This window comes from Wolbachia endosymbiont (group A) of Scambus nigricans (assembly GCF_947251485.1).
GTDB classification, from domain to species: domain Bacteria; phylum Pseudomonadota; class Alphaproteobacteria; order Rickettsiales; family Anaplasmataceae; genus Wolbachia; species Wolbachia pipientis.
The window spans coordinates 1-19,137 of record NZ_OX366356.1 but is presented as its reverse complement, the minus strand read 5'-3'; the positions used below and the strand labels follow the sequence as shown (position 1 = coordinate 19,137).

Annotated in this window: 16 protein-coding genes, 1 tRNA gene and 1 pseudogene; 9 read left to right on the top strand and 9 right to left on the bottom strand. The window is 34.7% G+C overall.

The window, feature by feature from the left end:
- Positions 1 to 2 precede the first annotated feature (2 nt).
- Genes OPR46_RS00090 through plsY form a run of 3 tightly spaced genes read left to right on the top strand, consistent with a single transcriptional unit; the run spans position 3 to position 3,405 of the window.
- Positions 3 to 1,346, top strand: a complete 1,344-nt coding sequence (locus OPR46_RS00090; protein WP_265043388.1) for an alanine/glycine:cation symporter family protein — start codon at positions 3 to 5, stop codon at positions 1,344 to 1,346.
- 1 nt (position 1,347) lies between these two features.
- Positions 1,348 to 2,814: an alanine/glycine:cation symporter family protein gene (locus OPR46_RS00085; protein ID WP_320109354.1), complete on the top strand. Its 1,467-nt coding sequence runs from the start codon at positions 1,348 to 1,350 to the stop codon at positions 2,812 to 2,814.
- Positions 2,815 to 2,826: 12 nt separating this feature from the next.
- A complete protein-coding gene (gene plsY, locus OPR46_RS00080) occupies positions 2,827 to 3,405 on the top strand; it encodes a glycerol-3-phosphate 1-O-acyltransferase PlsY (protein WP_265043384.1) in 579 nt (192 codons plus the stop codon).
- Here plsY and OPR46_RS00075 read toward each other — a convergent pair.
- The 3 genes and pseudogenes from OPR46_RS00075 to OPR46_RS00065 form a co-directional block, all read right to left on the bottom strand.
- Positions 3,396 to 5,377 (bottom strand): annotated as a pseudogene (locus OPR46_RS00075) (hypothetical protein). The gene plsY and the pseudogene OPR46_RS00075 overlap by 10 nt on opposite strands.
- A gap of 52 nt (positions 5,378 to 5,429) precedes the next feature.
- Positions 5,430 to 6,326 (bottom strand): cation diffusion facilitator family transporter, encoded by an 897-nt coding sequence (locus tag OPR46_RS00070; RefSeq protein WP_265043381.1) that lies wholly within the window; start codon positions 6,324 to 6,326, stop codon positions 5,430 to 5,432.
- A 26-nt stretch (positions 6,327 to 6,352) separates the two neighbouring features.
- A tRNA-Val gene (locus tag OPR46_RS00065) sits at positions 6,353 to 6,425 on the bottom strand.
- 250 nt (positions 6,426 to 6,675) lie between these two features.
- Here OPR46_RS00065 and OPR46_RS00060 point away from each other — a divergent pair.
- From OPR46_RS00060 to OPR46_RS00045, 4 genes are all read left to right on the top strand, one after another.
- On the top strand, positions 6,676 to 7,143 hold the full coding sequence (locus OPR46_RS00060; RefSeq protein ID WP_264339519.1) for a hypothetical protein: 468 nt from the start codon (positions 6,676 to 6,678) through the stop codon (positions 7,141 to 7,143).
- Positions 7,143 to 10,025: a collagenase gene (locus OPR46_RS00055; RefSeq protein WP_265043379.1), complete on the top strand. Its 2,883-nt coding sequence runs from the start codon at positions 7,143 to 7,145 to the stop codon at positions 10,023 to 10,025. The genes OPR46_RS00060 and OPR46_RS00055 overlap by 1 nt, the downstream gene beginning before the upstream one ends.
- Before the next feature lie 17 nt (positions 10,026 to 10,042).
- On the top strand, positions 10,043 to 10,198 hold the full coding sequence (locus OPR46_RS00050) for a hypothetical protein (RefSeq protein WP_153296799.1): 156 nt from the start codon (positions 10,043 to 10,045) through the stop codon (positions 10,196 to 10,198).
- Between the two features lie 505 nt (positions 10,199 to 10,703).
- A complete protein-coding gene (locus tag OPR46_RS00045; protein WP_265043377.1) occupies positions 10,704 to 11,942 on the top strand; it encodes a collagen-like protein in 1,239 nt (412 codons plus the stop codon).
- A 48-nt stretch (positions 11,943 to 11,990) separates the two neighbouring features.
- Here OPR46_RS00045 and glyA read toward each other — a convergent pair whose 3' ends face one another.
- From glyA to OPR46_RS00025, 4 genes are all read right to left on the bottom strand, one after another.
- On the bottom strand, positions 11,991 to 13,268 hold the full coding sequence (gene glyA / locus OPR46_RS00040) for a serine hydroxymethyltransferase (RefSeq protein ID WP_265043375.1): 1,278 nt from the start codon (positions 13,266 to 13,268) through the stop codon (positions 11,991 to 11,993).
- A 40-nt stretch (positions 13,269 to 13,308) separates the two neighbouring features.
- The gene (locus OPR46_RS00035) at positions 13,309 to 14,523 is read right to left on the bottom strand and encodes an MFS transporter (protein ID WP_265043374.1); all 1,215 of its coding nucleotides are present in this window, start codon (positions 14,521 to 14,523) and stop codon (positions 13,309 to 13,311) included.
- 75 nt (positions 14,524 to 14,598) lie between these two features.
- Complete coding sequence (locus OPR46_RS00030; RefSeq protein ID WP_406833320.1) at positions 14,599 to 15,786, bottom strand: MFS transporter; 1,188 nt, start codon at positions 15,784 to 15,786, stop codon at positions 14,599 to 14,601.
- A 48-nt stretch (positions 15,787 to 15,834) separates the two neighbouring features.
- Complete coding sequence (locus OPR46_RS00025; RefSeq protein WP_265043373.1) at positions 15,835 to 15,966, bottom strand: hypothetical protein; 132 nt, start codon at positions 15,964 to 15,966, stop codon at positions 15,835 to 15,837.
- Positions 15,967 to 16,171: 205 nt separating this feature from the next.
- Between OPR46_RS00025 and OPR46_RS00020 the strand changes: the two genes are divergently transcribed.
- Complete coding sequence (locus OPR46_RS00020) at positions 16,172 to 16,324, top strand: hypothetical protein (protein ID WP_265043372.1); 153 nt, start codon at positions 16,172 to 16,174, stop codon at positions 16,322 to 16,324.
- A gap of 19 nt (positions 16,325 to 16,343) precedes the next feature.
- Positions 16,344 to 16,757, top strand: a complete 414-nt coding sequence (locus OPR46_RS00015) for a hypothetical protein (RefSeq protein WP_265043371.1) — start codon at positions 16,344 to 16,346, stop codon at positions 16,755 to 16,757.
- Positions 16,758 to 16,802: 45 nt separating this feature from the next.
- On the opposite strand, the gene OPR46_RS00010 is transcribed toward OPR46_RS00015, so the two are convergent.
- Both OPR46_RS00010 and hemE read right to left on the bottom strand, forming a co-directional pair.
- The gene (locus OPR46_RS00010) at positions 16,803 to 17,996 is read right to left on the bottom strand and encodes a pyridoxal phosphate-dependent aminotransferase (protein ID WP_265043370.1); all 1,194 of its coding nucleotides are present in this window, start codon (positions 17,994 to 17,996) and stop codon (positions 16,803 to 16,805) included.
- Positions 17,997 to 18,064: 68 nt separating this feature from the next.
- A complete protein-coding gene (gene hemE / locus OPR46_RS00005) occupies positions 18,065 to 19,081 on the bottom strand; it encodes a uroporphyrinogen decarboxylase (RefSeq protein WP_265044113.1) in 1,017 nt (338 codons plus the stop codon).
- Positions 19,082 to 19,137 lie beyond the last annotated feature (56 nt).

Below are 19,137 nucleotides of genomic sequence, written 5' to 3'. Positions count from 1 at the left end.
GCATGATTTTGAAGATAAGTGAACTATTAAATTCATTTCTGTATATAAAGATATTCAACATTCCATTTATAATTATTTGGGTAATTGCAACTGGAATCTTTTGTACTGCCCAGTTCAAATTCATTAACTTTAGGTTACTTAAATATGGAATACAGACGCTATTCAATCTAAAGTGTAATAACAGCAACAATGGCATAATCACTCATATTCAAGCGTTTGCAACAGTAATTTCAGGAACAGTTGGTCTTGGAACAATATCAGGAGTTGCAATAGCTATCACAATAGGGGGCCCAAGTGCAGTTTTTTGGATGGTAATTACCGGAATACTTGGTATGTCGATAAAGTTTGCCGAGGTGGTGCTTGCATTTACTTATCGCTCTGAAAATACAACTGGCGGGGCTTTTTATTACATGAAGTACGGGCTTGCAAAAATTGGATTTGCAAAAACTGGTAGATTTCTTGCCTTCACTTATGCGATTATGCTACTTATTGCAATGATTTTGGGCGGTATACCATTTCAAGCAAATCAAATAGCAGCACTATCAAATAACCTCCTAGAATACAACGCATCCATTATTATATCCCTGCTTGTCTTTATTGTAATATTGGGAGGAATAAAGCGCATTGCTTTCGTTTCAACGAGCTTAACACCAATTATGATAGTGCTATATGTGGGTATGTGTATATATTTAATTTATGTAAACAGAAGTAATTTGCTGAATGCTCTATCCATAATATTCCAAGATATCTTCAATAAATCAGCTATAGGAAGCGGAGTATTGAGCGGATTAATAGCCGGAGTGAGAAGATCAGTGTTTGCTAACGAAGCAGGTACCGGAACAGCAGCTATAGCACATTCAGCTGTAAAAGAAGAAGATCCAATTAAAGTTGGGTGCGTTGCAATGATTGCACCACTTATAGACACAATATTAATCTCATTTTTGACTGGTATTGTGATAATTATCACTGGTATGCATAGCACTGATAACGTGGGTGATATTACACTAATTAGTTCGATATTTTCAACAGCTTTGCCCTTGTTCAGCAAGTTAGTTTTTCCGCTAATGATGTTTTCCTTTGCATTTTCCACAATAATAGCTTATTGTTACTACTGTGAAGTTGCTTTGCTGTATTTATTTGGTAGTAAAAAAATACTGATACCGTTCCAAATTCTTATAGTGGTTTCGGTGTATATCAGCTGTATGTCAAAGAATATGGAATTTATATCTTATCTAGGTGACAGTTTGTTTATGTGCCTTATGATTCCAAATGCTGTTGCAATATATCTACTAAGAAGGGAAGTTTTGAATACAATAGATTCTTATTACAATTCTAAAGGGTATTAACATGATTTATAGATTGCTTTGTATGGTGTTATTTTGCCTATTGTTTAATGATGTGTACGCTGCTTCAGGTTTTTACGAAAGTTATGACGCTGTGTTGAATGGAATAAATAACTTCATGAATGAAGTACTGTTTTTCAAGATCCTTTACGTGCCATTTATAATCCTTCTACTAGTTTTTGGTTATGTGTTTCTAACATTACGTTTTGGATTTCTCAACATAAGAATGTTTAAGCATGCGTTTGCTATTTTATGTGGAAAATATGACACGAATCACCATGATGGTCATATTACGCATTTTCAGGCATTTATGACTGCACTTTCAAGCACAGTAGGCCTTGGAACTGTTGCTGGAGTCGCAATTGCAGTTTCAATGGGTGGACCAGGAGCGGTGCCTTGGATGATGATTACAGGTTTTTTTGGTATGTCAGCAAAATTTGCTGAGGTAACGTTGGCGTTTAGACATAGAACAGAAGATCAGGACCTATTGTTTAGTGGTCCCTTTCAGTATATAAGGAATGGTCTGGAGGAATTTGGATTTAAAAAACTTGGTATTGTGCTGGCTGCCATGTATGCAGTATTCTTTGTATTATCAGGTCTTGGTGGAAGTGTAGCGTTTCAAACCAACCAAATGGTTTCAATATTATCTGGCTATTCAAGTTGGGTAGATGGTCACTCTTGGTTTCTTTCTTCCATAATTTCTGCGCTGCTTGCTCTAGTGATTATTGGCGGAATTAAAAGGATAGCTAGAGTATCTTCTGCACTAGTGCCTATTATGTCACTTATATATATCTTTAGTTGTATTATTATTATTGCATTTAATATTCATAACCTTGGTTATACGTTGAAAATATTATTTTCCACTATGATAGATTTCAATGCTGTTGGCGGAGGGATGGTAGGAGCATTTGTTGCTGGAATTCAAAGGGCAATCTTTGCCAGCGAAGCAGGTGTTGGTTCTGCTTCAATTACTCATGCAACAACTAAAGATGAAGAACCAGTAAGAACTGGACTAGTCGCTATGATAGAACCATGCTTTGACACAATGTTAATTTGCTGTTTAACAGGAATAACAATAGTAATAACAGGTGCATACCAAACAGGTGTTGGTGAGGGAATATTAATTACTCACAAAGCATTTGAGACAGTTTCTCCATGGTTTCCTATCCTTCTAACAGTAGCTGCTCCTTTGTTTGCATTTTCTTCAGTAATTTCGTTTGTATATTGTTGTGAAATGGGGTGGCTATATTTATTCGGTGCAAAAAGTATAGTGATATACCGCATAGCGGTAATAATTGTGGCGTTTTTCTCTGGTCTTTCTAAAGATATAATGGCTATTGCCAATATCGGTGGAACTTTATTCTCTTGTTTAGCTCTCATCAACATGACAGCGCTTATACTGTTTAGTAATCAGATTAACGATGAAGTTCAGTGCTACCTAAAAAGGCTGAGGAATAATAAAATTAATTAGGTTCTTGGTATAATGGAAAAGTATGTAGTCCTTATGCTGTCCTACATACTCGGTTCAATACCGTTTAGCTTAATCATTACAAGAATAAAAGGGATAAACTTAAGAGAAGTAGGTTCAGGAAACATTGGTGCTACAAACGTTGCAAGGACGGGAAATAAATTTCTTGCTGCTTTGGCATTATTTCTGGATTCCTTTAAGGGATTTATTGCCGTTTATATAGCACAACAATTTTGTGATAATAACGATTTTTATATATATGTATCTGCAATTTTAGCAGTTTTAGGACACATGTTTCCTATTTGGCTAAAATTCAGTGGAGGAAAGGGCGTTGCAACCACTCTAGGGATACTGATAGCATTTAACATCGATATTACTTTAGTATTCGTAATAATTTGGATAATAGTCTTTCTTGCCTTTAGATACTCTTCCCTTGCTTCACTCAGTGCTACTTCAACGGCTGTAGCATGGTCCTTTTTTTTTCAGAGGAATTTGTTCTTAACATTACTAATTATAGGAGCACTGCTCTTCCTAAAACACCACAGAAATATTGTGAATCTTCTGCAAGGTAAAGAGTATAAATTTTATAGATAATGTACTGCCAAATTATTGACACTTAAACTACGAGACAAATTGCTTGACGGTATGATTTTGTCCTCTTTGTTTAAGTCTATGATTTTTGCTTTTGTTATATTCTCTACTTCTTGAGGTGTTATAGCTCTTTTTACAATAATCCGAACAGACCGTAATATGCTACTGGCCTGCTATAGCCATAAACACATATCTTATCGCATTCGGACTATTATAAGAAAGGCTATAAAAGACCATCTTCAATGAATTCCTTTTTTGTTTCTCTTATTTTTTCATAAAGTTGAGTAACGTGATCTTTATTTCCTTCATATACACTTTCAATTTCTAGCTCTAGCTTATGTGAAGCTCCTTTTTTTAACATTTCATCCATTGCTGCTTTTGTTACTTTTAACCTTTCTTGCAAAATTTTCTTTATTTTTTCCTTATCATTTTCGTTATTTTTACTGAGTTCTACATATACCCTATAACATCTTTTTTCTCTTGGGAGCATTCTTAACCCATCTAACATGCTAATTATCTGACCTTCAATAGTCTTCTCAGCCTTTAATTTAAATTCTGCTACTTCTTCTTCTATTATCTTATTAGCTATTCTCTTAGCTCCATCCAAAGATGAATCCTTGAGAGAAAAATCTGTCTCGAGTAGATCTCGATTTAATAGCTCTAAGAATACTTTTTTTCCGATGTTTTCGAGTAAACTTTCTTGGTCATCTAAATCATGCTCCTGCAGTTTATTTCTCATGTGCTGAACCAGCTCACAACATTGTAATTTATTTAACTTTATAGAGCTAATATTTTTCATTAACGTCATCACAATTTGTTCACTATATTGAGAAGTAATACTCAATAATTTTCTCATTAAAGGAATACTTACTTCTGAAATAAAATCATCAACTATTTTTTGACTTTCATCGTCTTCATAACCATTTTGAACGTCATACCAAGCCTTAAGAATTTCTTTATTGTTTTTCTTGTTTTTTAACCTGTCTAACATAAACTCACGTGCTTTATTTTGTGCTTCTGAGAGCAACATTTCCCTTGGGGGAGTAAATCTAATTTCTGGATCAGGATGAATACCCTCTAGCGTGCCTAACATTCTATAGATAATACCGGTGAAGCAAGTGTTAGGAATTCGCTCTTTTCTAGAGAAAGTTTGGCTATCAATTAAATTAGAAATCAATGCATCCTTTTTACTCTTAACGGCTTCTCCGTCTCCATCATTGCAAGCCCTTAAAACTAAAAGCAGAACCTGCCCACCTGTAAAGCCGGAGCTATGCTTTTGATCATCTTTGCAAAAGTCATCTAAAAATGCAATTACTCTTCCTTTATCCTCATCACTAAACTCATATGAATTGTTTATATATCCAATGAATTGAATATATTCATCATTTTTGATTACGTCTTCAGGTACTTGTTCACTATACTTACCTTTTAATTTATCAATATTTTTAATGATATCATCATTTAATTGATGGGGCAGTAAATATTCAAGCTTAACATCAAAACTATTAACCATACCACGTAAATTCTCTTTTATACCTTCCAAAAAGAAATTTATAGAAGCTTTAAGCAGCGTAAATGGGTTAAAATCTTTTGGCCTTAGTTCACTCTGCAATAAAATTAATAGCATTGTAAGTGGTATAGTTCCCAGTAACGAAATAAGCAAGAAAGTGGTAGTGAAAGTTAGATATGTTATGAAAGCAGAAAACAAGAGGAAGGCTGCTACCTTGATTGTATTGTTTTTAAAAAATATTTCCCAATATTCCCTTTTGCTCATTTTTTGCTGTTTTGCCGTTTTTATTTCTTTGTAGATATAAAGAGTTTTAATTTCAGACCTGAAGAACATAGTACCAAGAGAAAAAAGAACATTAACAGGATTAGTGATAATGCTTAACGAGACAAAAGCTCCAAAGTAGCTAACAAATTTTAGCTTACTAGAATCCTTTGAAGGAAATTGTATTTGAGAAATACCTATCATAGCTTACCTTCAACATCATCACACTCTAGTAATAGCATAATAATTTAAAACGTCAATGTTTAAGTATCTTATTATCCGCACACTCATCGTATTCGATCTCGACTGTAGAGTGTGCTATCTCGAACTTATCTAGCAATATTTTTTTTATTTCATATAAAACATTGGTGTGCTGCACATTTTGCTTTATTTTAGCATGCATGGTAATTATAAAATAATTATCAGACAGCGACCATGTATGTATGTGGTGCACATCTATCACTTCAGGTAATTCTGATGTGATCTTACTTTTTATCTCTTCAGCAGATATACCCTCAGGCGTACCTTCAAGGAGTATATGGCAAGAATTTTTGAGAATTTTATAGCCGCTATTTAGAATTATCACACTAACAAATACTGATAAGATTAGATCTACTATTTGCCATCCAGTAAGCATGATAATTATAGATGCAAGTATAGCAGCTACAGAACCTAAAATATCTCCTATAACGTGTAGTACAGCACTTTTTATGTTTATATTGCTCTCGCATTTACTATGTAATATAAAAAAGACTATTATGTTAGAGACAAGACCGAGTGTAGCAATTATTAACATTACTTTCCACTCAACATTGACTGGAAAAATGAACCTCTTTATTGACTCAATTATAATGATTACTGCAATGAGGAATAGAGTTAAACCATTAACAAATGCTGCAATTATCTGCAACCGATGATATCCGTATGATCTCTGCAAATCGGATTTCTTAGCTGAAAACCTATGTGCTAACCAGCTTAAAACCAAGGCAAAGAGGTCAGTGAGCATATGCCCTGCATCTGATAATATAGCAAGCGAATGTGAAATTATTCCACCTACTATTTCCATAAACATTGTTATCGCAACTATTATTATGGAATAGATTAAGCGCTTGGACTGCGCTGCTGAGTGTTTACCGTTATGCACTGCTGTCATATAAAATCTTTTCATAAACAAAAACGTGGGTAACACTGGGTTCGAACCAGCGACCGCTTGCACGTCAAGCAAGTGCTCTACCAACTGAGCTAATTACCCATCGTGGTTTTAGTATAGTGCTTTGGTGGAATGAAAGTCAATAAACCACTTTGCTTTTGTCCTTGTCCAATGTGATTCCGGAATATAGCTGTATAGAATTTCAGCCATATTCTAAATTTTACATATTAAGTTAACTATCTATACTTTATTTATTAAGATATAAATTATATTAATACAGGGATTTACGTTTTTTTTAGGGAAATTACTTTATGCTTGATATTGAAAGATCAGCAAATTAGAGGTTAAAATTATGACAATTAGTCAACAAGTAAATAAAAATATAATTAAAGCAGAATATTTCAACAATAACGGCAAAGGGTTTAATTCGCCACATGTTATAGAAGTTGAAGATTTAAATATTAAAGTAGAGGTTTATTCTCACAATTTAAGAGCAAGTAAAGTTGCTAACATTGAAAGTGAGATAAGAGAAACAGCTACTAATTTTAAAAACGCATTCGAGTTAGAACGCGGCAGTTCAGAACAAACATTTAAAATTTACATGTTTGATGACAAGGATGATTACACTCACCTTGGCGGAAGCGAGCGTTTCGGTTCTTACCTTGGAGACGAAGGTGGTAAGTGTTACTACAAAGGGAAAGCTGACGTTTTTGCTGAAATGTACGTCTACCAGCAAGGTGGCATTCATAACCTTCAGCATGAATTTGCACATGGTTTAACTTACTTGGCTACAGGAGGCAAATCTTTACTACAGTATTAATGGAAGGAATTGCAGACTACTTTGAGCATCATTCAGATCATAAATTCAATTCTCAAGGATCAAGTATCGACAAAACTGAAGCTGCAAATTTGGATTTAGATAAAATTTTAAGTTTAGAATACTCAAAGTACAGCGAAGCAAATAGCTTGGTTTATAAAACAGGTCATGCGTTGATAATGTACTTACAGGAAAAAGATCCTAGTTTATTAAGAGACTACCTAGATGCTTTACGTCAAGGTAACTCAGATGAGTCAAAAAGTTTCTTGAAAGACATAAAAGGACACGATACTGACTTCAAAAGTTGGCTTGCTGAGAATGATACAGAAACTGCAATGGAACATCTCAACGCTTTGCAAGTTACAAAAGGAGATTTCATAGCAATTGGTCAAGAAATAGTGGGTGGAGAAATTAAAAACGTATCCTACTATAAAGCAAATATAGAAAAAATGGATGGAGAAAACGTTGCATTTTATGATGTTGCTCGTGCTATAAATAGGGCAACAAATGATACATTTGATATATCAAAGGAATATCATTTCCTCAAGGTAGTAAAAACTTCCGATGGACAGGATAAACTAACTTACTCTGACCAACAAGGTAATGAGTACCGAAACAGTCTAGAGTATAAAAATCAGGCTTTTAGAATGCTATCAAAGTATGATGAAAATTTAAAGAAAGCTTATGATGATGCATTAAAAAATCTGGATGAGCAGAGGCAAATGGAATATCCCAAGATAAATAAAGAATATAGCGAAGGGAAGATTTCTTACGAAGAGTATTCAGACAAATATTATTCAATTCCCTCCAAATATGAGGAATTAAAAAGTACCTTACTTGATAAAACCATAAACACTGGCTTAGAACAAGTAAAAGCGACTAAGAACATCGACGTAGAAAAGATGTTAGGAGAGATGATCAACATCGATTCAAACTTGATAAGAGGTACAAATCATATTGATCTACAAGAAGGTAAGATTTTTTCTATGCAAGCTCATGGTCAAGGAGATATGGGTGCACTGTCTATATATGACGGAAATACAAAGCTTGGAGAATTATTGAGCGAATCAGGATTTTTTAATCAAGTTGAAGGCCAAACTAAAGAAACTTTCGTTTTTGAGGATATATTGCACAACTTAAATGTTTCATACGAAGGCGGTGCTTACATGGCAGTTACAAAAGAAAATGGTCATTATAAAGCTTCCCTAATAGATGGCAGAACAGTTGAACGCGATGAATACTTTGATGAAGCGCATTTACATGAAAATGAATTGTTGCATCCTAGCACTGGACACATCCAAAAAGATTTAGATTCTCCGCTTCTTAGAGGTACCAAAATTTTGAATCATCAGGATTCAGAACATGCACAATATTCTGATGAGCAAAAGGCAAATGGAGTAATCGTGGAAAAAGGAAAATTACTGGATAATAAGGGAACAGATAGGACAGACGATGATGTATATGAAGCTGTCGTAAAGCAAGGAGACGAGCGCTTACATGAATTTAAAAATATGGGCTTTTATATTACCGAGAAAGGTGATCTATTTATTCATGACCATGGAGCAAACGTAAGGTTTCAACTACCACAAAGTATTACTCACCTAAAATTAGTGGAAAAAGATGGAGCATATAAGCTTGTTCCGGTGACGAAAGATGGGAATGAACATCCAGTAGGTATGCCAAATATATCAGACGAATATAGATATATAGATCCAATATTTGCACATGAATATGAAAAGAGAGATTATTCTCATAAACATGTAAATGTGGGCCTTATAAACTTAGAGAAATATGGCTCTGGCAAACTTTTTGCTATAAAGTACGACCCAAATGATTACCACATACAAAGAAACTCTAGCGGTGAAATAGTTAGAATAAAAGATCAAACATATTTCACTAAAGTAAAATTGTTTGATGGCGACGAAGAAATTGGAATGTTATCTAATAACTTCCATAACTTCAAAGGTAAAATATTCTTTTCTGCTGACTACAACTACAGTTATAACGATTTCCTAGCATCTGTTTCTCCTCAAGTTGAAATTGAGGATATGGGAAATGGAAGTAAAAAAATAACTTTCGATCAAGGTAGTGGTGATATCGGTGATACTAATAGAGGCTACACGGACTATCAGAGAATATATACAAAAACCGAAAGTCCAAAAGGGCAAGTAAGTGAAACTAAGACAGAAGTTCATAGTACTACTAATGTTGTTGCACAAGCTGCTGAAGAGAAAACTGCATCAAACGACAATAGTGAAATGCAGTCTGATCAGCCACAAATTCCAACAAGGGCAAAAAGGTCAGCTTCAGTGGAGGAGAAAGAGCAAGAACAGATAGTATTAAAAGACACAATTCTCAAAATAGAAAAGAGCTACGAGCAGGACTCAGAAGGGAAGCATAAGGCAAATGTAACGATAAATTATAATGATGTGAAAGCCTTGTATGATAGAGCGGAAGGAGCAGAAAAGCAATCTGTGTTAGATTTTTGGAACAAACTGCACACATCAGATTATAAGGTTGGTGCTTTGCCGGAAGACAAATACTATTTTGAAAAAGGCAAATTCGTAATCCACGATAGTGGCACAAAGAAGCTTATAGTGTTACCTGAAGATAAGGTGTCCATCAAGATAATGGGGGATGGTGATAGTTATAGTTTAGCTATATCAAGTGGTAATGGCAAAGTAATAAACAGCATTAGTAAAATAGATAATCCAAATTACGAATTGCTGTCAGATTCAAGTCATTTCAATTCAGGGGAGCAAGATAATATTGTATTATCAGATCAACATCACGAATATAATCTTTATCTAGAGAATGGTTTTGTGAAAATGTTCGATTGCGCAAGCGATCACATTTATCACGACCACAACTCGGCCTATATCTAATACAGACAAGGAGGGCAGTGCCCTCTTCTTGTCATTCCAGTGTCAAGCACTGCCGTCTTGGATGGAAACCAGCGTCACGCCCTGGAATGACAGGGTTTGTCATCCGAGTAGCCCCTTCGGTGTCATCCCAGTGCCCAGACACTGGGATGGCTTTGTTGCATCGCTACTTATGAAAGGCTATAGGATTATAAGCAAACTATTGAAAATCTTGTTTTTTTGCAATCAATCTGATCAAATTTAAGAATAGTAATTTGTTATTTATATTAATAAATTTAATTCTATTGAAAATAGCTAAAGCATTGAAATTCTTGAATTTTAGCCGGATTGGTAAATGGTAGTGAAATTTCTTTTACTCAAATTTAGGTATTCATTGACCGTTCTTGTTATAAATACCAGAATAATAAGCTACTGATATTCCCTATCTTTTTTATCTTTAATCCATCATAGCTAGCGATGCAACAAAGCCCACTGGGATCCAGAAAACTTAACTTTAAATAAGTGTCTGCATAATAAAGGCTGGATTCCAGACTGGAATGACATCATCTGCTACACACTTGAATGACAAGAGAAGAATTCTGAAACAACAAGTTTCAAGGAAATCTTATGTAAAATCTAGCATTAACAAAAATTATACTATTTTCATGCATGCTATGGTTTTTGTAATTAATGGAGGGTGATATGGCGTTGAGTGAAAAATTGAGTACAATAGATACAATAGAAAACCTTGCAACTAACAAAAATTTTTTAGGAAAATTGATAGTGGAACTCAATAAAGGTGCTAATGATAAAGGTATATATACTAAAAAAGGTGTGGATGATGAGTTGAGAAAGAAAGCTAATACTGCAGATGTTTACACTAAAAGAAATGTAAATGATGAGTTGGCAAAAAAAGCTGACAAGAATTACGTCGATGCCGAGCTAGGAGAGAAAGCTGGTGCAGCTGATCTAGCCAACAAAGCTAATACTGCAGATGTTTACACTAAAACTGATGCAGACACTGCTTTTGTCAAAGCTACAGAGCTTAAAACAAAAGCTGCAGCGAAAGATGTCGTGGATGCTATAATTGCTTCTACTGATTTTACCGATAAAGTATACACTAAAAATGATGCAGATACTGCGTTTGTTAAAACTGCAGATCTTGCAACAAAAGTTGCAAAAAAAGCTGTTGTGGATGCTTTAATACCACAATTAGCAAAAGGTGCTAATGATAAAGGTATATATACTAAAAAAGGTGTTGATGACACGTTTCTTAAAACTGCAGATCTTGGAACAAAAGTTGCAGAAAAAGCTGTTGTGGATGCTTTAATACCACAATTAGCAAAAGGTGATGATGATAATGGTATCTATACCAAAAAAGGTGTTGATGATGCATTTGTTAAAACTTTAGGACTTACAGATACGCTAAAAACAGAAGTAGTAAAACAGCCTGTTGTGGATGCTATAACTGCTTCTCCTGATTTTACAAATAAGGTATATATTAAAGCTGCTCCAGCCGATGAAGTTTACACTAAAACTGATGCAGAGACTGCTTTTGTTAAAGCTACAGAGCTTAAAACAAAAGCTGCAGCGAAAGATGTCGTGAATGCTATATTTGATGCAAAAGACGGCGACAAATCAATTTTAGTGGATAAATTAGGAGGATTTCTTGATGCTACTGACACAGCGTATGGTGACAAAAATGATCAAACAGCAAAGGTGTTCTTAGTAGGTAAAGGGCTAAAAGGGGAGACAGGAGCCACTGGTCCTAAAGGAGCAGATGGTAAAAGTCCAATAGCTGCTGAGAAAGCCTTACAAGAGCATGTAACAAAGATAAGCATACAAAGTCCAGAATTTAAAAGAGCTGTGCAAGAGGAAATGTCACAACCGTATTTTGAGCCTCCAACAAGTGATGATGCTGCACTTAATTGGACTTGGTAATACAGCTTAGATCCAAGTAGTCACGCTACTTGGATGACACCACATAAATTAATAAATAGGAAAATTACTACAAATCTTTTCAACTTTAGTTTTCACCGTTCTTTCAATATCAGGGCTATTTCCGCTGATTAATCCTTGAATTACTTCATTCATTAGACCAGCTATTTCTTTAAAATTTTCTGCCTCAAGTCCGCGTGTTGTCTCAGCAGCGGTGCCAAAACGGAGCCCTGAGGTGATGGTTGGCTTTTCTGTGTCAAATGGCACAGAGTTTTTATTGCAGGTAATGCCAGCCCTCTCAAGGCTATCTACAACGTCTTTTCCAGTTAATTTCTGCGATCTTAAGTCAACTAGCACTATATGAGAGTCAGTGCCACCGGTTATAATGTCGAGTCCATGCTTTTGCAATTCTTGAGCTAGTACTTTCGCATTTTCCACGACTTTCTTGCTATAAGTTTTAAATTCTGGCGCCAATGCTTCTTTAAATGCAACAGCTTTTGCAGCTATCACATGCATAAGTGGCCCGCCCTGCAATCCTGGAAAAACTGCAGATTGAATTTTTTTGTGTAATGCTTCATCATTGGTCATCACTATTCCACCACGAGGACCACGCAAAGTTTTGTGAGTTGTGGAAGTCATAACATGTGCATATTCATCAGGGGATGGATATTCGCCCGCTGCAATAAGACCTGCATAGTGAGCAATGTCTGCAAGCAAATAAGCACCAACTTTATCTGCAATCTCGCGAAAACGTTTGAAGTCCATTTTTCTTGGATAAGCAGAAGCACCAGCTATGATCAATTTCGGTTTATGCTCCAGCGCCAGCTTTTCTATCTCATCCATATCCAGCAAGTAAGTGTCTTTATTCACTGTATATTGAATTGACTTAAACCATTTACCAGAAAGGCTTGGTGCCGCACCATGAGTTAGATGCCCACCGCAATTCAGTGACAATCCAAGTATCGTATCACCTGGAGTAAGCAGTGAAGCAAATACCGCCTGGTTTGCCTGAGAACCAGAATGAGGTTGAACGTTTGCAAATTTAACACCAAACAACTTACAAAGTCTTTCTATAGCCAGACTTTCAATTTTGTCCACATGCTCACAACCACAGTAATATCTTTTACCTGGATAACCTTCTGCGTATTTATTAGTCAGAAAAGAGCCTTGTGCCTCCATTACCGCTTTGCTTGCAAAATTTTCTGATGCAATTAATTGCAATTGTGATTTTTGGCGTTGTAATTCTTTTTCTATAGACTGATAAACCTCGTTATCAAAAGACTTTAAACTATTTTTAGAGCCACAGATTTTTTTTAAAACACTCATCATAGATCAAACCTCGCTTTAATTTTAAGATGCACAAGCAATTTTAAGACTGCTTATCCTGCTTTTTTAACCATAAGAGCCCAAAAACAGCCACCAGCAAACATACAGGAATAACTGATGTTGCTTTTATCAGCAATTCAGCACCATACACAGGATTTCCTTGTATTATTGTTCTATCCCAACACAAATCTACTATTTTTGCGATCCCAGTGTGAAAAAAATAGCCAAAAACCATAACTATCATGTTTGACACAGCTGTAGCCAGGCCTACTAAGTTATTATTTACATAACTTATCGCTTTGTAAATGGTAACCACCTGATATCCAGATGTGAAGCCAATAATAAAAAGCGTAGGTAATACAACATACAAGCCACCAATCTGAGTAAAAAGCAAAAGAAAACTAGCGATCATTGCAAATGAGCATGCAATTATTACTTCATAATGCTTATTTTTATATTTTTCCAATAAATAAGCCAAAGAGAATGATCCTGTTAACATTCCTATCAATATTACGGAAGAGAGAGAAGATGCCAAGTCTTCATTCATTTTATATACTTCAAAAAAGAATGCTTTTACCCAACCATCGGCAAAACCTTGCATTGGACCGACCATGAGTCCACCAAAAAAGCTAATTAGAATAATATGCTTGTTGAAAAGTATGTTTTTTAAGTCTCTAATGCTAACTTTTTCCTGTTGAGCATTGCTTTCAGGCGTTACTAAGAACAGCAACAGAGCAAGTAAACACCCAAATGCTGAGAATGTATAGATAACATAATTCCAGCCAAATTTATCGAGTAAGAAGTCTAAAGGTAACCCGCCACATATCCCTCCCAAAATTCCTATAATTATAGATAAGCTGGCCATTCTTGCTGATTTTTCTTGCGCAAAATACATGCTTGCAACTTTAAAGATTCCAATTGCCGAAGCGGATGACCCAATTCCCACAATTATTCTTCCAATTATTGAATAACTCCACTCATCAAAGCATATAAGCGGTAGTGTTCCGGTAAATGTCAAAACGGTACAAGCAGGTAAAACAAACTTTGGTCCAAATCTATCAAGGAAAAGACCAATAGGTATATGAGCTAGCGTATAGCCTACATAGTATAACCCACCAAACTGGCCAACATCTGCAATACTTATGTTAAATTTTGTTATTAATTCAGGCGCAATTATGTTTGGAATTACGCGTAATACATATTGGTATGCATAAAACAGTGACGTCAACAACCAGATTAAAAAATTCCTCTGCAACATGAATCTCAGCTAAAATTTAGGATTGTAGATACTTTAGTTATAAAAAACAATACTATATTAATCATCTAAATCTGCTTAGCTCTTTTTACAGCTTATAACTTTAAGTAACCAAAAGCCTATCATTCCTATTAGTAGGCATATAGGTATTATTAACATAGACTTAACCATTACATCAGTTCCATAAAATGGCTTTCCATCGATAATTTCACCGTTCCAATAAAAATTCATTATATTTGCAATAATGACGTGAAAAAAATAACCAAAACTCATAACTATGGAATTACCTACAGATCCTGCACTTGCTACTGCTTCGTTTTTTACACAACTTACAACTTTAGCAGTAAAAACAATTTGGTATGCATAAGCAAGACCAATAATGAATAGTAATATACATGCCAGGAGTTCACTAATATTGCATATAAAAAGTAATAAGAACACAATTATCATGGCCATAGCACAAGAAATTATTATTTCATAGTGCTTGGTTGGATTTTTTGCTAATATGTAAGGAAGTAATAAATGCCCAAAGCCAAAGCCTATTAGTATCCATTTTGAAATGCTATATGCAATGTGTCTATCTATAGCGTACATCTCATGCAAGAATGTTGCGGACCACGCATTTGCAAAGCCTTCTAATGGTCCAACCATAAAACCGCCAAACAAACCTATCAATAAAATATCTTTATTAAATATAACTTTGCTTAAATTTTTAATATTTAATTCTTCGTCTGAGGTGCCAACTTTAGGTATAGATATAAAGGTAGTTAAAGCAAGCAATAATCCAAGCATTATACACACAGTAAATAAATAATCCCACCCAAACTTATCAAGTAAGACATGTAATGGTTTGGTGGCAAATACACCACCTGAAATGCCAATAATAACCGATATGCTGAACATCATGGCAAATTTTTCTCTATGGTAATAGATTCTTATTATTTTAAAGAGTCCAAGTACTGAAGCAGAGGACCCAATACCAGTAATTATTCTTCCAATAATAGAATAACTCCAATCATTAGAACTGACTAAAGGTAAAGCACCTAAAGATGTTAATGCAATACAAATCGGTATAACAACTTTAGAACCAAATCTATCTAAAAGAATACCTACAGGAATATGTGCTAACACATAACCTACATAATACAGTCCACAAAATTGTCCTATTTCTGTTGTTCCTATATTAAACCTTACTACCAATTCAGGAATTATAATATTTGGAATTACGCGTAATATATATTGGTATGCATAAAACAGTGACGCCAACAACCAGATTAAAAAATTCCTCTACAATACTTTACCCCAAAGCTAGCGTTATATAGCCTTTCTTATAATAGTCCGAATGCGATAAGATATGTGTTTATGGCTATAGCAGGCCAGTAGCATATTACGGTCTGTTCGGATTATTGTAAAAAGAGCTATAGATACTCTGTTTATAGAAAACAATATTTTTATGAATACTTATTTTAATTTACCGGAATTTTATACAGTTGAACTCATAGCCAACATAAGTAGTTTATGCATTAACTAAATTTTCCAGGTTCAAGTTTGGATGATGGAAAAAGTTCACTTTTTCTATTTTTAAAAGAGACCTTTTATTTTACTTATAATTTTTTCTACCATATCTACAACTGGCTCATGAATAAGGTATATGAAAAAAATTACACCACAAATGATAAGTATAGCTCTTTTTACAATAATCCGAACAGACCGTAATATGCTACTGGCCTGCTATAGCCATAAACACATATCTTATCGCATTCGGACTATTATAAGAAAGGCTATACATAACAAAATACATTGAACAAACATTCGCTACACACGTGCTAGGCAATAGATACGACAAATTGTATAGGAAACTTCTAAGTGGTATAGAAGAGATAATAAAGCTTGCTGTAAATGAAGCAAAACACTACGATGAAAATTTAGAAGATCTATATAACGATTCAAGATTTAATAAGAAATTTATTCAAGCTGTTGCTAAACATCAGGTATCGGAATTTTTAAATACTTATCCGAAAAGAAAAGAAATTGTTGCAGAATTTTACAATGAACATCACATTAACGAAAGTGATTTAAAGACTCTGGAAAAGGGGAAAGATTTAGTAAATAAAATAAATAACATTAACTTACTTCAACAAAATGAAAAAAATGAGGAATTCAATATTAGAAAGACACTTGCTCAATCAATAAAAATGCCTTCCATAGAAAAACACAAGTTAGAACATTCAAAATAACCTTGGCGAAGTATGGCAAAATATACAACTTATGGATAGTCTATTTCATTTTAACTCCTGGCACGCTTTAGTAATACTATCACATCCAATTTCTAATTGTTCCTGAGAGGTTGCATAAGAAATTCTGATAAAATTTTCTAGACCAAATGCAATTCCTGGAACCACAGCAACCAAATGATCTCCCAGTAAGTATTCAGTAAAATCTAAATCATTATTTATTATCTTACCACTTTTTGTGCTTTTACTGAGCAATCCTTCACATGAGACAAATAAATAAAACGCACCTTGTGGAACAGACGCTGATAATCCCGGGGCAGAATTTAGCTCTTTCACCATAAAATCTCTACGACTCTTAAAAATCCTTGTTCTTTCTTTCAAAAAACTATGATCACCGTTTAATGCTGCTGCTGCTGCTGCTTGTGCTATCGAATTTGGATTAGAAGTGCTTTGAGACTGCAGCGTAGAGATAGCTTTTACCACATCACTTCTACCTGCAATATACCCTATTCTCCAGCCTGTCATTGCATAGGCTTTTGATACTCCATTGACTACAAAAACTCTATCATAAAGCTTCGGCTCAACCTGAGCGATAGTAAAAAACTTTTCGTCGTATATTATATGCTCATAAATATCATCTGTAACGACATTCATATGTGGATATTCAAGCAATATTTGTGCTATGTCTTTCAATTCATCACATGTGTACACAGCTCCTGCAGGGTTGTTCGGTGAGTTAAGAATTAACCATTTAGTTTTTTTAGTTATCCTGCTTTTCAATAATTCCGCTGTCAGTTTAAAATTTTGTTTGCATTCTACTACAACTGGCAAGCCGCCAAAAAGACTTACCATATCAATATATGAAACCCAATAAGGAGCTGGAATAATAACTTCATCTCCAGAGTTAATTGTTGCCATGAACAAATTGAATAACACCTGCTTAGCACCTGTACCAACACAGATTTGGTTAAGCGTGTACTCGAGGTTATTATCCTTTCTTAACTTATTAATTATTGCTTCTTTCAGCTCACGCGTTCCATCAACAGCAGTATATTTAGTCTTACCTTCACTTATTGCTTGAATAGCTGCTTTTTTTATATGATCTGGAGTATCAAAATCCGGTTCTCCTGCAGCTAAAACACAGATCTTTTTTCCTTCATTTTTCAACTTATTTGCCTTATCAGTTACAGCAATCGTAGGTGATGGTTTTATTAGGGACATTCTTTTTGCAAGGTCTGACATATCTTACTGAAGATAAATTCAAATGATAAACCCCGTACAACAAAAAAGCTAGAATTTTGTGTATTGTATTAGTAGCTTTTTACCAGGTTTACCAACGCAGCAATATTTTCAACTGGAGTATCAGGGAGTACTCCATGTCCGAGATTAAATATGAAGGGTAAATCTCTAAAGCAATCTATTATACGTTTTGCTTCTTTGATTGCTTCCGTTTTATTATAGGCTAAAAGATTAGGATCAAGGTTTCCTTGTAGAGGGATGTTTAGATTCGCTTTCGCCCATTTTATTGGAACATTATAATCTATACTTACTGCAGATACACCTGTTTGTTCGCAGTAATCTTTATAAAGATTTCCAGCAGACCTTGGAAAACCTATTATTGGAAAATCAGAAAATCTATCCTCTATTGCCAAGATAATTCTCTTTGTTGGTTCGATAACATATTCTTTAAACAATGGTTCCGATAACGCACCAGCATTACTGTCAAATAGCTGAATAACATCTGCTCCAAATTCTATCTGTTTAATTAGATAAATAATCGTTACTTCCGTTATTCGTTCAATTATTTCCTTCAAACACGAAGGATAAAAATTTAATACTTTGGAAAAAATTTTGCTGCTCCCACCTTCTATGATGTATGAGGCTACTGTCCATGGTCCACCAGCAAATCCTATGAGAGATTTTTCTTTTGGTAATTGGCTTCTGACTTTTTTTATAGCGTTTAGAATTGGTAAGGTTTTAGTTTCAATTTCTTGTGGACCCTTCAATTCCTTAGGACTTTCCACGGGTTTTATTATTGGACCTACACCGCGTACGAAATTCACGTCACAACCCAAAACATCAGCTATTATTAAAATGTCTGAAAAAATTATAGCCGCATCCATGTCAAATCTTGTCACCGGCTGTAACGTCAATTCTGTTACTAAATCTGTGTTGTAGCATATCTCCATAAAATTATTCATATTTTCTACTGCTTTGCGGTACTCAGGAAGAGACCTGCCAGCCTGACGCATTAGCCAGATAGGCACTCTTCCACCTGGCTCATTTCTCTTAATAATTTTCGCTATTGTTGTTTTGCCGCTCTCCAATCTATTCTGTTTATTCTTTTGTATATTAAAGTATAGTAATAATAATAGTTCTATCA